The organism is Collinsella sp. LCP21S3_C7 (assembly GCF_052118485.1).
In the GTDB taxonomy this organism is placed as follows: Bacteria; Actinomycetota; Coriobacteriia; order Coriobacteriales; family Coriobacteriaceae; genus Collinsella.
Genome location: NZ_JBQKHC010000013.1, coordinates 41,165 through 56,887 on the forward strand (window position 1 = coordinate 41,165; position 15,723 = coordinate 56,887).

Genomic DNA, 15,723 nt, shown 5'->3' on the forward strand with positions numbered 1-15,723 from the left:
AGCTGACAATATTAACTCTATTTGTTCTGTCTGCGATATTACTCACTGGTCCAAGTGTGGCTGGTGCCGAGAATGAGGTTTCTGTAGACTCTTCCGAGCCTTCTATTTCCGAACGGCAAGCCTTCTCTTCGGCCGCCATTTCATCCGATTCCATCGAGGGGGTCGCTGCTCAAGGATCCATTAAATGGAAGCAGGGCTGGAATTCGGTTGACGGTAAGTGGTTTTACGCGGATTCGACCAATCCTGTTGCATTGCGTTCCGGCTGGCTTAACGCCGGAGGTTCCTGGTACTGGCTCGATCCCGAGGCGGGCGGGGCCATGGTGACGGGCCTTCACGCATGCAACGGCTCAGCGTACTGGTTTGACGCCTCCGGCGCGATGGCGACCGGGTGGGTGCTCGACGGCGGCACCTGGTACTACGCGACGGGCTCCGGCGCCCTCGCCTCCGGCTGGCTCAACCTAAACGGTACGTGGTACTGGCTTGACCCCTCGACGCACGCCATGGTGACGGGCCTTCACGAGTGCAACGGCTCACTGTACTGGTTCAACTCCTCCGGCGCGATGGCGACCGGGTGGGTCCTCGACGGCGGTACCTGGTACTACGCGACGGGCTCCGGCGCGCTGGCGCACGGTCCCGTTTCCGTCGGCGGCGTGCCCTACTGCTTCGATGCCCGGACGGGGGCCATGCTGACGGGCTACCAGACCGATGCCCAGGGCGTCCGCCGCTACTTCGGCAGCTGCGGCCCCCTAAACGGCTGGGGCCTCGTCGACGGCTCCTGGTACTGGTTTGCGAACGGCATCGCCTCGACCGGCTGGCTTTACACCGGCGGTTCCTGGTACTGGCTCGATCCCGAGGCGGCCGGCGCCATGGTGACGGGCCTTCACGCGTGCAACGACTCAGCGTACTGGTTCAGCGCCTCCGGCGCGATGGCGACCGGATGGGTGCTCGACGGCGGGACCTGGTACTACGCGACGGGCTCCGGTGCCCTCGCCTCCGGCTGGCTCAACCTAAGCGGTGCATGGTACTGGCTCGACCCCTCGACGCATGCCATGACCACGGGCGTTCAAACTATCGGATCATGTGAATACATATTTAATAGTACCGGCAAGATGATGGCTAATTGCTGGTCAAACGGTGATGGGTCTTGGATGTATCATTCGTCATCCAGCGGCGCAATTGACCTTAAAGGCATCATGACCGATTCGGGAATCCAGCTGATTGACGATGACGGTAATGCCAGAACTGGTTGGATTGAGAGTCAGGGTGCTCGATATTATTGTTCTGCTAGTGGAGTAATTCTGACTGGGTGGCAGCAAATTGCTGGGTCTTGGTATTACTTTAACCCGGATGGTCGAATGGCGACCGGCTGGCTTAACGATGGCAGCAACTGGTACTGGCTGGATTCCGCTTCTGGCGCGATGAAAACGGGATGGCTTTCCCTTGGAGGCACATGGTATTACCTTGATGTCGCACGTGGGGGAGTAATGTTGAGTAACGGTTGGTATTGGATCGGCTCTACTGACTACAAGTTCAGTTCATCCGGCGCAATGGTTGGCGCTTGGGTCGATGTCCCTTGCTATTCGCAGTATCCGGAACTTCCTACTGGCTGTGAGTCGGTTGCCCTAACAAACTTGCTTAACTACTATGGTTTCGGTTTAGGTAAGACGATTATTGCGGATTATTACTTGCCCAAGGGAAGCAACGGCAACTTTGTTACCGCTTTTGATGGCAACCCGAGGCGTAGCAGCGGGGGTCTCATGGGATGTGTCGCCCCTGCGATTACTATTGCTGGAAATAATTTTCTGCGTGCTGCTGGAAGTGGCAAGCAGGCAAAAGACGTCTCTTTCTCGTCAATTTCTTCCATTAAGAACAGGCTGACCTGTGGTCAACCTGTTGAGATGTGGAATACCGAGTGGGGAAGTTGGCCAGGGGGCCGTTATGCTGCTCGTTGGTATAACGGGCATTCCTATGGTCTGTGGGGCGGTAATCATGCCGTAGTCCTTAAAGGCTATGATGACGAGCGGGGAATTGTCTTTCTTTCGGATTCGATTAACGGCAATGTTACGCGAAATGCCCAGGTGTTCTTCGGCACGTGGCAACAGATGGATAGCCAGGCCGTGGTAATTGAATAGCCATAATGCTAAAAAAGGGAGAGCTCGTCGAGCTCTCCCTTTTTTACTGCATTGTTAATCAAGCTACGCCGTCTTATTTCGTCCAAATAGTTCGTCCCAGTTACTGGCTGCCAAAACTGTTCCGCACACAATTACAACGCAGCAGATTACGGATGCCATGTCGGGAATTGTTCCAAGCAAGATCAGGCCAAAGACCACCGACCATGCCGAATAGGAGATATTCAGAGCCATCGCACGCGCTGCTCCGATTGCCGCAATGCCCTTGTAATAGAACAGATAGGATGCAGTTCCTGCGAGTCCGGCGAGTGCAATAATCAATGTGGGCATGCTCGGGATTGCGCCCAGCGTGAAATGCCATGCTCCGAAGAGGGGAAGTACAAGCACTCCATAAACAAGCGCACTTGTAGTTTCGCGGATTTGCAAAGCTGTTTCGTCATCAACGGCATCATCTTTCATTCCCCATGCGCACAGCACCGCTTCGGATCCCCATCCAATAACGGCAAGCACCGCCCCGAGTAAGCCGAGGGGGGCATTTGCAATCTCACTCGACCCGGCCGATAGATAGCCCATCGTCATTACGCCGCAAAGAGCAACGAGAAGGGAAAGAATCTGGCCTTTGCCCATTTTCTCCTTCAGCAGCACGAAGGAAAGGAATGCTCCGACTGCGGGATAGAAGGCGGAGATGATTGCCGTGTAGGCAGCTCCGATGTTATTAATTGCCAATACGTAGCCGGTCATTCCGATAGGTCCACCGAGTAGAGCGCCGGCGATGACGACCTTGCCCGAACGAGTTTTAAGCGCAGCGAGCGTGTCTTTCAGTCTGCCTCGGACTCCCATGTAGCCAAAGAGCCAGATTGCACAGAAGGCATCATGGAGAAAAGACCCCGCAATGGAGGCGCATGCAAGCGCTTCCGCCGATCCAATATAGGGCGCGAGCGCCAAGCCGATTCCAAGAATTACTGTATCAAGGCCCCAAAGAAGGCCGCTAAAGAAGCCGAATTGCATCGTTACTCACCTTTCCGATAGATCTCCAGTGCCTTTTTGAGGTATATGGCACCGTAATTAAAGTAGATATAGAGCCATTCGCCCACGAAGTCACCTTCGGCTTCTTTCAGAAGAGACCAGAGGTACCAGCACCATCCTGCAAGGGCGATGTGCGCATAGTTATGCGCAACTTCGTTATTCGTTGCCTTGCGCCCAAAATATGCATCAAGCGCGCGGTCGACTTCATCTTCGGAAAGCTCACAGCAGACACTGCACGTTCCAAAATCGTTCGCGTAATCGCTCATGCCAGCATATTCCCAGTCAATGAGATAGTACTTGTCGTTCTCATCGATAAGGAAATTGAGGTAAAAGAAGTCATTGTGACAAAGGCATTTTGGTGCATTGTCGGCCTGTACAAAGCGCTCTAATTCATCGATTTCGGCGGCCATTTCCCTGTAGCCTGGAATGTCGATGGGACCTTTTTCCAGAAGAAGTGATTCGTAGCGCTTTGCTTCGAGGTAGAAGTCAAATTCGGTTTCGACGTTTGCACCACTCTCGTGAAGCGAACGACACATCTGCATCATTCGATTCATTTGGGCAGCATCATGCGGATCAGGCTGCTTTGCGTTGGGTACAAACTTCGAAATTTTCCAACCACGCTTTGGGTCCTCATGGATGAACGTATCGTCAAGGCCGAGTTCCTTAGCTTTTTTAAGTGCGGCTACTTCTCCATTTCTGTTAATAAGCAGTTCGGTCCCGACTCCCGGATGGCGGTAAACGTACTCTCCATCATTGGTTCTAAAGTGGCACGACAGATTCGTAAGACCTTGTTTAAGGGGATAAACGTCGTGAATCTCTGATTTGGAGCAGCCGAGCACTTGCTCGATGTTATCGAAAATATCGGAGTCAACGTTTTCGATAAAATGCGGATCAAAGGCACGCAGCTCATCAAGAGAATCGAATTCGTTGATCTCGCCCTCAGGATACTTCTTGATAACCATATCGAGCTCCTTGATGTGCTCGATATATAGATCTTCCCAAAGCTTGTCCGTTGTTTCCGGCTTGCTATACTCCGTCTCAAGAATCTGCTTAAATGCAAGCGAGAAAGCTTTATCAAAGTAGACGTGCCCGAGCATATACCAAGCATCGGAACCGCCAATCGTAACATTGGTGATTCTGTCCATTGCTCCCGTTTGAATGCACCATTCTTTGGTGGCGCCTTCAGCATATTGAGCAGAATAAAATGCTTTCCAAACGTATGCTTCAAATGGATTGTTTAGAAGGTAATCGTCGCTTGAGCAAATGTAGGTGTTGCCAAGTCGCTCTTTTACGCACATAAGCGATGCGTGGTTATTTTTGGATGCGTATTCGTTGTTGACGACAATCGAAACGCCGAACTTGCTTTCAAGATAGAAGAAATACTCTTTTTTATAGCCGACAACGACGGTGATATTGCTGATACCTGCGTCTTGCAGCTGCCTAATCTGACGTTCGATGAGAATCTCACCACGTACCTTTAAAAGGCCTTTGGGCTTTTCATACGAAATGGGAGCAAAGCGGCTCGAAAGCCCCGCAGCCAATATCACTGCGTTTTCAACCTTATAGGGGTGAAGTGCTTCGTAACCGCTGTCGGTTAGGCTGTCCGATTCGAGAAGGCCCTCATTCGTAAGCTCTTTATTTGCTGCGTTTACCGATCCAAGTGAGAGGCCAGTGCGCTCGGCAACTTCTCGCTGGCTGGCATATGGGTTCTTTAGGTATTCGTACAGAACAGTAAAGTTACGCTTGGTCAGTTCCACTGCAGGCCTCCAATTAAGATGTTCATTGCTTAGGGAAAGAATAGAATGATTGAACGTTGTGTTCAATTTAATATATTTATCTACATAGACTGAACAGACAGTAACGAAAATCAATCCTGGAATGTGGATTAAAATAAATAAAGGAGATATCTGGGAGGGTCGCTTATGTATCGATTCGAAAAGAAGGCCACGCTTGTTTGTGCTGCTGCGTCATTAATTACTGCTTGCTGCTTGCCCCTGAGTGCGAATGTCGCGTTTGCACAGGATTCCGTTGAGGCTCAGAGTATTGAGTCAAAAGTGGATTTTTCTTCTGTGGTTTCCGATGATTTGCAACCTGATAATTCTTCCGTCATAAAAGATGGCTGGCAACGAGACGAGTCGTCTGGAGTTTGGTATTACGGAAAAAACGGTAAACACCAAACCGGCTGGCTGCAAAGCGGGGGCTATTGGTATTGGCTTGATCCAGCCAATGATGGTGCAATGCAGACAGGTTATTTCAATGTGACCGATGATGGCGGTTTGACTGCTTCGTTTTATGCGAATGACGGTAATGCCGCAACGCCTTTTGGCGCGCTATATCAGAACTGCTGGCTACGTAACTCAGATGGAAATTGGTTTTATGCCAATGCTGGAGGCGATTTAGCTGCTGGTTGGTTTTATCAAGATGGCACATGGTATTACCTGGATCCTACCACCCATGTAATGCAGGTTGGTTTTGTCGACCTCGGGAGCGAGAAATACTATTTAGATGCCTCGGGCGCTATGAAAACCGGCTGGATTCTCGTTGACGGGAATTGGTACTGGGCTTATTCATCGGGTGCCCTTGCTTCGTCATGGCAGACGATAGGTGGGACTCGCTATTATTTTGACCCACAGACGCTCATCATGCTCAAGGGCCGTCAAAAGATTGATGGCTGTACCTACATTTTTGGTGACTATGGCCTTGCAAATGGATGGTACAAGGATGGAGCAGATTGGTATTACTGCTCCAACGGTATTGCGGCTACTGGCTGGAAACTCGTTAACGGGTGTTGGTATTATCTCGACCCAGCTTCCGACGGCAAAATGTTCGTTGGGTATTTAGACCTTGGTAACGCGGCATATTATTTGAACCCCAATGGGGCTATGGCTGTTGGTTGGGCTCAGTCCGAGGACGGTTGGTATTTCGCTTCCCAATCTGGCGCACTTATTTCTGGCTGGTATAAAGAAGGCGCGAGCTGGTATTACTTGGACCCTGTTGGCCATCTCATGAAAACGGGCTTATTTGAGGTGGGCGGCAACGATTGTTTTGCAAACCAGAGCGGTAGGCTTGTGATTTCAAGCTGGGTTACCGTTAATGAAGGCGTTGAAAGATATGCCGATGGTAATGGATACCTTTGCAAGGATGCGATTCGCGAAAACGGCACCATCCTGAAAATAGCCGGAGCCGATGGTTGGCAGGTTGCGTCCGGCTGGGTTAATGTCGCAAATCTAAGGTTTTACGCTGAGCATGGAACGGGCGTCATTCATCGTGGATGGCTGCAGATTGACGACGATTGGTATTGGCTTGATGCTGATTCTGGCGTGATGAAGACCGGATGGGTTTTTGCTGGCGGTGCATGGTATTACCTGAACGCCGACGGGAAAATGGCAACTGGTTGGAAATGCCTGAATGGAACATGGTATTACCTTGGGTCCAATGGAAGCATGCATGTTGGCTGGCTTAAAGATTCGGGTAAGTGGTATTGGTTAGACGGCAGCGGCGCTATGGCAACGGGCGCAAGGACCATCGACGGTGTTCGCCGAATTTTCTGGAGCGATGGCCAGTGCGATAAAGTTGGCTGGCAAAACCCATCCCAGTATCCTCAGGTCAGTTCTTGGACTGTTCAGCTGCCTAGCTATTGCACCGGATACTTTACCTATGTGACCCCTTCTCGCATTTCTGTCGAAGCAACGCGGGAAGATTGCGTGAACGCCTTTATCCAGCGCGCCTATGAGTATATCGGTACGCAATATATTGAGCCTTGGTCTACCGCTCCCGGTGGAGCTGTTGATTGCTCTGGTTTTGTCTTGCAGTGCCTTTATGCTACTGGCATGGATATGGGTGTTTACAACCCTTATAACCATCGCTGGGATCCAAGCCAAACCTACAATTCCATGAATTGGTATCGAAGCAATATCTTTATGCCCGTGAGCACGAGCTCGATTCAACGCGGCGATGTGATTTATTACCGCGGTCATATTGCAATTGCACTTGGCGGCGGCTTGATGATTGATTCCTGGCCTCATCAAGGTGTCGGAATTCATCCTATTAGCGCGAGGGGAAATGTAATCGGCGCAGCTCGTCCGTTTATTTAATAGATTCCCTGCAAGACAGTCGGTACCGGTTGGGGGCTTGAAATGAATGCTCGGATTGATCATCGAATTTGCTGGCGAGTAATTGGCTTGATGCTATTTTCCGCCTTACTCTCAGTTACAGCCCCCGCATTTTCTTGCACTGCTTATGCCGTGGAAGAGGGGGCGGATAACGGTGTCGTAGAGCGCGACTCGACAGGAGGGCCGGGAGCATTGGTCGGTGGCGGTTGCTCTCAAGACTCCAGCGATTGTGCCGGCAAAACAACGGAAGATTCGAGCCTACAGGTTGTCGAAAGCCATGACCCGTCGACTACAGAACAACTATCTGGATGGCAATGGAACGGTTTGTCCTGGTATTACTATCTAGATGGCTGTCGTTTGACCGGAATTCAGAATATTGACGACTCGCTGTACTACTTGGACCCCGCTCGTGATGGCGCAATGAGCTGCGGCTGGATTTTTACTGAAAAGAAGTGGTATTACGCGGGTCCGTCAGGCGCTTTGGCAAGTGGCTGGCAGTTTATTGGAGACCAATGGTACTGGTTTGACTCCCTTAACAGCTGTTCTATGGCTACTGGTCGACGTGTTATTGATGGGCACCCTTATCTTCTTGGAACCTATGGACTGATTAATGGATGGTGCCTTGATAACGGTTTATGGTATTGGGGTAGCAATGGTGAAGTCTTAACCGGCTGGCTTCAAACTGGCAATAACTGGTATTGGCTTGATCCCGCCAATGATGGTGTTATGTCTAGAGGAATCGTTTCTGTCGGTTCGTCTCGTTACTATTTATCGGATTCCGGCGCAATGGCTGTTGGTTGGGCGTTTGATGGGACGGACTGGTATTACGCTGACGGTTCCGGCGCACTTGCATCGGGCTGGCGTTTGGTGAATGGCGTTTGGTATTGGCTCGATGTCGCAAATGACAATAGAATGGCTACCGGCTTTTATGTCATCGGATCCAACCGGTATCATTTTTCTTCAACGGGAGCGTTGTCACTTGGCTGGTTTATGAGCGATGGAGACTGGTATTACGCTGAGCCTTCTCAAGCGTCGGGCATTATAAAGACTGAATGGCTGAAGGACGGTGGTCAATACTATTATCTCGATCCTGCCGCCGACGGTAAAATGCTTCTTGGTCATTTTTCTGTAAATGGGAAAAGCTATTATGCAAAAGCTTCAGGCGCTGTTGCTTGTCGTGAATGGGTAGATGTCCAGGACTCGGTTCAGGATGAGCCATCTAAGGCTTTTGCTGGTTCTGATTGCTCATTGTGTGGAGCATTGCGTAATGGAAAACTGTTTACATCAAACGGCGATGGCGAATTGGCCGAAGCTCACGGGTTTGTGATGCTTGGAGGCTGTAAGTTCTATGCTGATTCAACCGATGGCTCCCCCTGCGCTGGATGGAAGAACGTTAACGGAAAATGGTACTTTTTTGATGAGACCGCTGGCTATGCACGATCTGGCTGGCTGTACAAGGATGGCTCCTGGTTCTATTTAGATCCGTCCACTTATGCTATGAAAACCGGTTGGGTTGCCGTTAACGGATCTTGGTATTACTTGAATTCGTCTGGTTATATGCAGACAGGATGGCTCAATCTGGGCGGCGCCTGGTATTGGCTTGATGCTAGTGGAGCTATGGCTACTGGCTGGCGCGTTGTGGACGGATCCTGGAATTTCTTTATGGCTAACGGCGCGTGGGTGTCAGACTATATGGATGCTAAGGCTCAAAGTTATTCAAGCAATACAAATTGGCTGATACTTGTCGATACGTCACGTTGCGTTACGAGTATTTACACTGGATCCTGGAATAACTGGTCCTTAAACCGTCGATATGTATGTTCGACGGGAAAAGCTAGCACGCCTACGGTGATAGGGGAGTATCAAGTCTACGGTAAGGGATACTCCTTTGGGCATGGATATACTTGCTATTACTACACGCAGTTCTATGGTGATTACTTATTCCATTCCTCACCCTACTACGTCAACAGCAACCGCGTGATGGATCCCACGATGGGCGTTCCATCCTCTGCTGGATGCGTACGCCTTGAGATTCAGAATGCAAAATGGATTTACGATAACATTCCTTATGGAACAAAGGTTGTTACTTATTGATATTAGGCACTCGTTTTAAGAGACAGGGATTAATACTCTATTTTTAAAAGAGTTTCTTTTAACTGAGGGTGCTTTGATAATCTTTAAGCAATGAATTTGGGAGGATTTTTGGAAATAGAAATGGGAAATGATATTGGCGTATGCGTACTTCTCTCAGCTTATAAACCCGATCTTAAGTTTTTCGCGGAACAACTTGATTCGATAGATAAACAAACGTTTCCGCTTACGCTTCTAGTTAGAAATGACTGCCCTGAATCGGATTCATTAGAGCGGTTTATCCAAGCGCATATAACGAAAAACGCCTATCGGTATTATCACGGTGATAATAATCTCGGTTATGTCAAATCGTTCGAGGCGCTGCTCTCCTTGGCGGAAGGGGATTACGTAGTACTTTGCGATCAGGATGATATTTGGGAGCCTAATAGAGTTGAAGTTTCGCTCAACCATATGCTAGAAGAAGGCTCAATTCTAGATGTTTGTGATAGATCGGTAATTGACGAAAACGGAAATATTCTGGTAAAGAGTTATAGAAAAGCTCATCCTAATTCGCCGGAAGTAAATTGGTGCTCTGGAGAGGATATTACTGTACAGGCCGCAAGCGTATGTTACGGCATTGGTATGGCTCTCATGTTAGATGCGAGTGCGGCGAAGTCGATGATTCCCTTTCCGGAATCGACTGCACATGACTTGTGGTTGACATTGGGTTGCAGTGAACTGGGGAAGTGCAGCTTTACTATGACTCCTTTGGTTAAGTATCGTCGACATGGTGGTAACGAAACCGGATTCCTTGCAGGTGTTTCCTCAAAAGATGATTGGTATTCGACAAGAGTTAAAAACAGGGTTGATACTGCTAGGCGATTTGCCGATAGATTTCCCGATTCACCGCATCTAAAGGAAATATTGGGGTTCGCTGAAGCAAGGGAGCGGCGCTCCATAATTGGTTTACTTAAATACCGACGAGCTTGCCCGTCTATCGCTAAAGCAGATATCATTATACGTCTTGTGCCGAATTGGCTGTTTATTTTGATTTTAAAAGAACTTAAAGCTGCGAGATAGTTCCGTATCCTCATTTCGACAGGTTTAGAAGGGCGCTTATATTTGTGAAGGCCACAGAGAAGACTCTTTCGATTAAACATAATATGTTCTGGAATACCGTCGGTTCGTTGACTAATTTAGGCTGTCAGTGGCTTATCACCATTTTGGTCGTTCGGCTGTCTGATGGATATAGTGCTGCAGGCATTTATTCGCTGGCTATGTCTATTTTCAACATGTTTTCTCAATTAGCCCAATACAGGATGTACACGGTGCAAATTGCAGATGTTGAAAGGAAAAACTCTGCTGGTGAATACCTGACTTTTCGTTTCTTTACTACGTTTATAGCGTTTGCAATGTTAGCCGTCTATTCCATTGCAACGTGTCGTATTGGTGCGGTGCCCGCTATTCTTCTGTATGCTCTCTATAAAACCGCTGGCTTAGTCATTGATGTCATGCATGCTAATGATCAGGTTGGTCATAGGATGGACTATATTGGGAAATCCCTCATAATGCAGGGCATCGGCTCTCTCCTTTCATTCATTCTTGTCTTTGGATTTTTTAATAGCCTCGAAGGTGCACTGTTGCTTATGACGGTAGTGACAATAGGCATCGGAGTTATTTACGATTATCCAAGATCAAATCGGATTTCTGCAATCAAGCTTGGAATTAGCCGAGCGAAGGTCAGAGCCTTCCTATGTAGCTGTTTGCCCATCGTTCTGGGCGGCATCGCTGCTTCTGCGGCGCCGAATATTCCCAGGCAGTATTTATCTTATTCATTCGGAGATTCTGCTCTGGGTATTTATGCATCAGTTGCTGCACCTGTGGCAATTATCCAAATGGGTGCGACCTATATTTATAATCCTTTATTAGGTTATCTAGTAGAGCGTTACCATTCTAGAGAAATGTCCTTTTTTTCGCTCATAGGTAAAATACTTGCTGGCATCTTTTTTGTCGGTGTCATATCTTCAGTTGCCCTTTTCTTATTCGGTAAATTATTGCTGTCGCTGTTTTATGGCGCTGGAATAGCTAAACATACCGATCTCCTTCAGCCTATGTTGGCTTGTGCCTTTTTGACTGGCATCGCTTGGTTTGTCAACGATTTGCTGGTTTCTCTTGATAATTACCGAGGGGTATTTGTTGGCAGCATGCTGTCCTTAATTAGTGCTGTCGCTGTTATGGCTCCTGCGCAAATGCTGTTTGGCTTAAATGGCCCTACTGTATCGGCGCTTATATCCAATGCCATTTGCCTTATTTATCAGTCTTCTGTTTTGGGGAAACAGACGCAACAATGGTTCGGGGAAAAGAGATAGGCCGATGATGTCTAAAGCTCACGCGCTATTAAAGCTTCAAAACACTGAATTGGATATCCTTCAGGTTGTCGCCGCATTCTGCTCTAAGCACGGCATCAGGTGGTGGCTTGACGGTGGAACATGTTTAGGAGCAATGCGTCATAGGGGGTTTATCCCTTGGGATGATGATATAGATATCGGAATGATGCGTTCAGATTATGACCGCTTTTGCTCTTTAGCCGAGGGTGGGTTACCGGAAGGATATTCGCTCCATACATCGCGGAATACTACTGGCTATGCTGCGATGTTTGCTAAGGTGTATCGCGATGGAACTCGCTTCGAGAATCAAGAGGCTCGAGAGGCTTCCAGTTCGATGGGCATTTTTGTCGACATCTTTCCATATGACCAGCTCTATACAGATAAACGCCTTCGTGCAAAGCAAGTCCGAACTGCATCAATTGCACAGAAAAGAGCCTATTTATATCATTCTTCTTCCATTGTTGTCCCTCATAAAGGGTTCCTTGGTCAACTCGAGCAAATTGGTTGTTCTGCTATGCACGTGGTGGAACAACTGGTTTCTCGAGGCGCATGCTCTTACCAGGATTTGTTCGATTCCTGTATTGCCGACTCAAATACGGGTGAGGTCTCTGATTACTGTCTGACGTTAAGCTGGCCGAATATGGCGCCAGTGCCTATTTCAGAGATTTTCCCTCTGAGCAGTGCTGTTTTCGAAGGCAGTGAATTCCCTGTTCCTCGTATGACGGATAAATATCTTACAACGATGTATGGCGATTGGAAAAAAATACCGTCACCGGATAATCGACATACCCATCTTCCGCTCTTGCTCGACTTTGGAGATGGGGAAGTCTGGACGGCACAGAATTAAGGATATGACATCTATATCAGATGAGGTTATGTGATGAGCTCCTCTATTTGTATTTTCACTCACCATTATCACCCGCAACTTAGTGGAATTGGTAATTTTGTCGATGGTCTCGCTCACGCCTTGACCGCACGCGGCGATAGGGTGGTTATCGTTACTAATGATTCGATGCGCGTGGGAGTCGGTCATTCAGTCGAAAACGGCCTGGAGGTAATTCGTCTTCCTTGCATTCCCTTACTTGATGGAAGACTTCCTCTTCCCAAAAAAACCAGTGATTATTACCGACTCCTGCAAACCCTTGATGATTATGAGTGGAATGGTGTTCTGATAAACACGAGACTTTTCCCTCTCTCGCTCGAAGGGCTGAAGTTTGCTGCGGATCATAGTGCTAAGGCTGTCGTTCTCGACCACGGCTCAGCGTATCTTTCCTTCAATCAGCCACTCCTTGATTTTTTTGTGCGCCGATATGAGGATTGGACTACGGATCGCGTAAAGACGTTTGACCCTGATTTCTATGGGATTTCTTCTAAAAGTGTTGAATGGCTTCAGCACTTTAATATCACTGCAAAGGGCGTTATTTCAAACTCAATCAATGCCTCATTCTATAGGAGTATTTCTTCGGGGAGAGATTTCCGATCTGAATTAGGTATCCCTCAGTCATCTTTGGTTGTAGCTTTTGTCGGGCGGCTTATTCCTGAAAAGGGAATTAATTCAATTATTGAGGCGGCTCGCACAAAAGATATTACCAAGCGTGATATTTGTTTTGTTCTTGCAGGGGATGGTCCGCTGGCTAATGAGGTCAAGGAAGCCTGTTCGTCTAACTTGTTTTGGCTTGGGAGATGTAACACAGAGGATATTTCTTCCTTACTTCAGCAAGCAGATGTGCTTTGTCTTCCAACTCGTTCCGAAGGCTTTTCAACGGTACTTCTTGAAGCTTCAGCCTGCGGAACGCCTGCAGTGGTAACAGATGTGGGCGGGGCACGCGAGCTTATCTTAGATGATAGCTACGGCACAATAATTCGGTCCATGGCATCTGATGAGGTGGTTTCGGCATTATGCAGGCTTTTTGATGATCGAGAGCTGCTTTCTCTTCAGTCTCGAAACTCTAGGGCGCTTGTTGAAAGTCGATATAACTGGGATGCCACTGCTATGGATGTCGAGAAGGCGTTTTGTATTTGCTAAGTGATACTTGGCTGGCTTTTGTTCGGATGAAGTTGATAATCAAGGGCTTTTGTTCGGCTTTTGCGTGAAGTTGGATATAAGTGCCGATTTTGGTATTGTCGATTCCTCCTATTTCATGAATATTTGCTCGCTTGAGCACCGCTGAATATCAAGAAGCACGCCGCTGTTATTGCGCCTGGCTTTGGGGCCGACATGGGTCTCGGCGCCTATTTATTGCTATCGTCCGGCGTCGCGTCGCTGCCGCATGTTGGCCTCGCCTGTATCAACCCAGACCGCGTTTCTTTAAGCTAGTGCCAAAGATTAAGGCTATCGTTGGGATGGGGGGATAGTTGGAGCAGATTTGTCCGATTAGAATGACGTCGAAGTCTTATGCACCGCGCAATTGGGCGAGAGCCGCAGCGGATTTGTGTCTCGCGATGGCGGATGGGGGCTCCAGGTGAACGTCAGCTGTATGCCAGCCGTGCAAACTAAATGTCCAAGCTTGAGATGTAACTTCGCGATGGTTAGTCCGGATGCTGTAAACTTTATTCATTACTAGACAGTGCGTTGGACTGTAAGGGCCGCATTTTCTTCGAGCGTCGCTAAGGGCCAACTATTATTTGGAATGGATGAAACTCGATTGTCATTTGCTTTAACAAAAGATTCAAAAGGATATCCGCGTGTTCTGGTAATTATTCCCGCCTATAACGAGCAGGAATGTATTCTCAATACCGTTGCTTCTATTAAGGCTGCTGGATATGACTATGTCGTAATTAACGACGGCTCACAGGATGGGACACTTAGGCTTTGCCGAGAGCATGATGTCAACATATTGGATCTCCCACAGAACCTTGGTATCGGTGGGGCGGTCCAGGCGGGGCATAAGTATGCTCAGAGATTTGGCTATGATATTGACATTCAGGTTGACGGCGATGGCCAACATGATCCTTCTTATATACCTGAGCTTGTTAAGCTGATTGAGGGTGGGGCGAGTCTGGCGATAGGCTCTCGATTCTTGGTCGAGACTGACGGTTTCCAATCAACCTTTATGCGTCGTGTTGGAATCAGGTGGCTCTCTTTTTTGCTTAAGTTGCTTACAGGTAAGGCGGTCACCGATCCCACTTCTGGCTTTAGAGCCTGCAATAAAGACGCCATCGACTTATTCTGCAAGAGCTATCCTGATGATTATCCGGAGCCGGAATCGATAGCTTTGGCTATGAAGCTTGGTCTCCCCGTTATGGAGGCACCTGTAAAGATGAATGAGCGCCAGGGCGGGCGTTCATCCATTGGGGTCCTCTCTTCCGTCTACTACATGATTAAAGTCACGCTTGCTATTGTCCTTGTGTGTTGGATCCATAGGGGAGACCAATAATGAATTTTTTTCTAAGGATTGGGGCGGCCATCTTTTTTGGTGGGTTCCTCGTTTATGTTCTTCGACTCGTATCCAAAGGAAAGATGCTTCTTAAGTATTCTCTGCTTTGGATTTTGATGTGCATGGCGGCCTTGCTTTGTGATCTATTTCCTCAGCTTATTTATTATTGCTCCACGGCTATCGGATTTGTTAACCCAGCCAATTTCCTCTTTCTGGGTGCAATAGTGTTGTTGCTTGCAATTTCTCTGTCTCTTAGCGTTGCAGTGAGCCGTCATGTTTTAGCAATCAAAAGCCTCACACAAAGGATTGCCTTGCTCGAAAAGGAGCTTGAGAATCGGTCGAATTATCATGAATGAGCTCGATGCAAGTGTTTGATTTAGTCTGTATTTAGTTCTTCAGCGTTGTCTGCTTCGCAAATAGATAGTGGAACTCAGCCTTATGCAAACGATGTTTATGCCCTTTGCTGAGGCTCGGAACGGCACCAAATTTGATGGTTCTCATCGCGGATTGCGGTAGTGTCGAGAAAGTTGGTGTAGTGCCCGATCCGAAGCGAGTCGGCCCGGCGTCCCAGAATCTGGAATACGGTTGATATCCTATGCCGCCTCGACCCTGTCCGCAAGCT

At 48.4% G+C, this 15,723-nt stretch carries 12 protein-coding genes; 9 read left to right on the top strand and 3 right to left on the bottom strand.

Annotation, left to right across the window (positions count from 1 at the left end):
• The first annotated feature begins 56 nt into the window (after positions 1-56).
• Complete coding sequence (locus ACTQ1E_RS06160) at positions 57-2,132, top strand: C39 family peptidase (protein ID WP_441565334.1); 2,076 nt, start codon at positions 57-59, stop codon at positions 2,130-2,132.
• Between the two features lie 63 nt (positions 2,133-2,195).
• Here ACTQ1E_RS06160 and ACTQ1E_RS06165 read toward each other — a convergent pair whose 3' ends face one another.
• Both ACTQ1E_RS06165 and ACTQ1E_RS06170 read right to left on the bottom strand, forming a co-directional pair.
• Positions 2,196-3,137: a DMT family transporter gene (locus tag ACTQ1E_RS06165; RefSeq protein ID WP_117716690.1), complete on the bottom strand. Its 942-nt coding sequence runs from the start codon at positions 3,135-3,137 to the stop codon at positions 2,196-2,198.
• Positions 3,138-3,139: 2 nt separating this feature from the next.
• Entirely contained in the window at positions 3,140-4,912 is a 1,773-nt protein-coding gene (locus tag ACTQ1E_RS06170; RefSeq protein ID WP_441565336.1) for a phosphotransferase, read from the bottom strand.
• 165 nt (positions 4,913-5,077) lie between these two features.
• Between ACTQ1E_RS06170 and ACTQ1E_RS06175 the strand changes: the two genes are divergently transcribed.
• From ACTQ1E_RS06175 to ACTQ1E_RS06210, 8 genes are all read left to right on the top strand, one after another.
• Positions 5,078-7,249, top strand: a complete 2,172-nt coding sequence (locus ACTQ1E_RS06175; protein WP_441565338.1) for an NlpC/P60 family protein — start codon at positions 5,078-5,080, stop codon at positions 7,247-7,249.
• Between the two features lie 42 nt (positions 7,250-7,291).
• Complete coding sequence (locus ACTQ1E_RS06180) at positions 7,292-9,361, top strand: L,D-transpeptidase family protein (RefSeq protein WP_441565340.1); 2,070 nt, start codon at positions 7,292-7,294, stop codon at positions 9,359-9,361.
• Between the two features lie 108 nt (positions 9,362-9,469).
• Positions 9,470-10,417, top strand: a complete 948-nt coding sequence (locus ACTQ1E_RS06185; RefSeq protein WP_158566237.1) for a glycosyltransferase — start codon at positions 9,470-9,472, stop codon at positions 10,415-10,417.
• 44 nt (positions 10,418-10,461) lie between these two features.
• Positions 10,462-11,706 (top strand): hypothetical protein, encoded by a 1,245-nt coding sequence (locus ACTQ1E_RS06190; protein WP_441565343.1) that lies wholly within the window; start codon positions 10,462-10,464, stop codon positions 11,704-11,706.
• 4 nt (positions 11,707-11,710) lie between these two features.
• Positions 11,711-12,571: a LicD family protein gene (locus ACTQ1E_RS06195; protein ID WP_158558654.1), complete on the top strand. Its 861-nt coding sequence runs from the start codon at positions 11,711-11,713 to the stop codon at positions 12,569-12,571.
• 33 nt (positions 12,572-12,604) lie between these two features.
• The gene (locus tag ACTQ1E_RS06200; RefSeq protein ID WP_148346127.1) at positions 12,605-13,750 is read left to right on the top strand and encodes a glycosyltransferase family 4 protein; all 1,146 of its coding nucleotides are present in this window, start codon (positions 12,605-12,607) and stop codon (positions 13,748-13,750) included.
• Positions 13,751-14,354: 604 nt separating this feature from the next.
• Positions 14,355-15,101, top strand: a complete 747-nt coding sequence (locus tag ACTQ1E_RS06205; protein ID WP_117840741.1) for a glycosyltransferase family 2 protein — start codon at positions 14,355-14,357, stop codon at positions 15,099-15,101.
• The gene (locus ACTQ1E_RS06210; protein WP_441565346.1) at positions 15,101-15,457 is read left to right on the top strand and encodes a DUF2304 domain-containing protein; all 357 of its coding nucleotides are present in this window, start codon (positions 15,101-15,103) and stop codon (positions 15,455-15,457) included. Before ACTQ1E_RS06205 ends, ACTQ1E_RS06210 begins: the two co-directional genes overlap by 1 nt.
• A 31-nt stretch (positions 15,458-15,488) precedes the next feature.
• Here the strand turns inward: ACTQ1E_RS06210 and ACTQ1E_RS06215 are convergent.
• Positions 15,489-15,723 (bottom strand): hypothetical protein (locus tag ACTQ1E_RS06215; protein ID WP_441565348.1); only part of this gene is annotated, 235 nt, incomplete at its 5' end.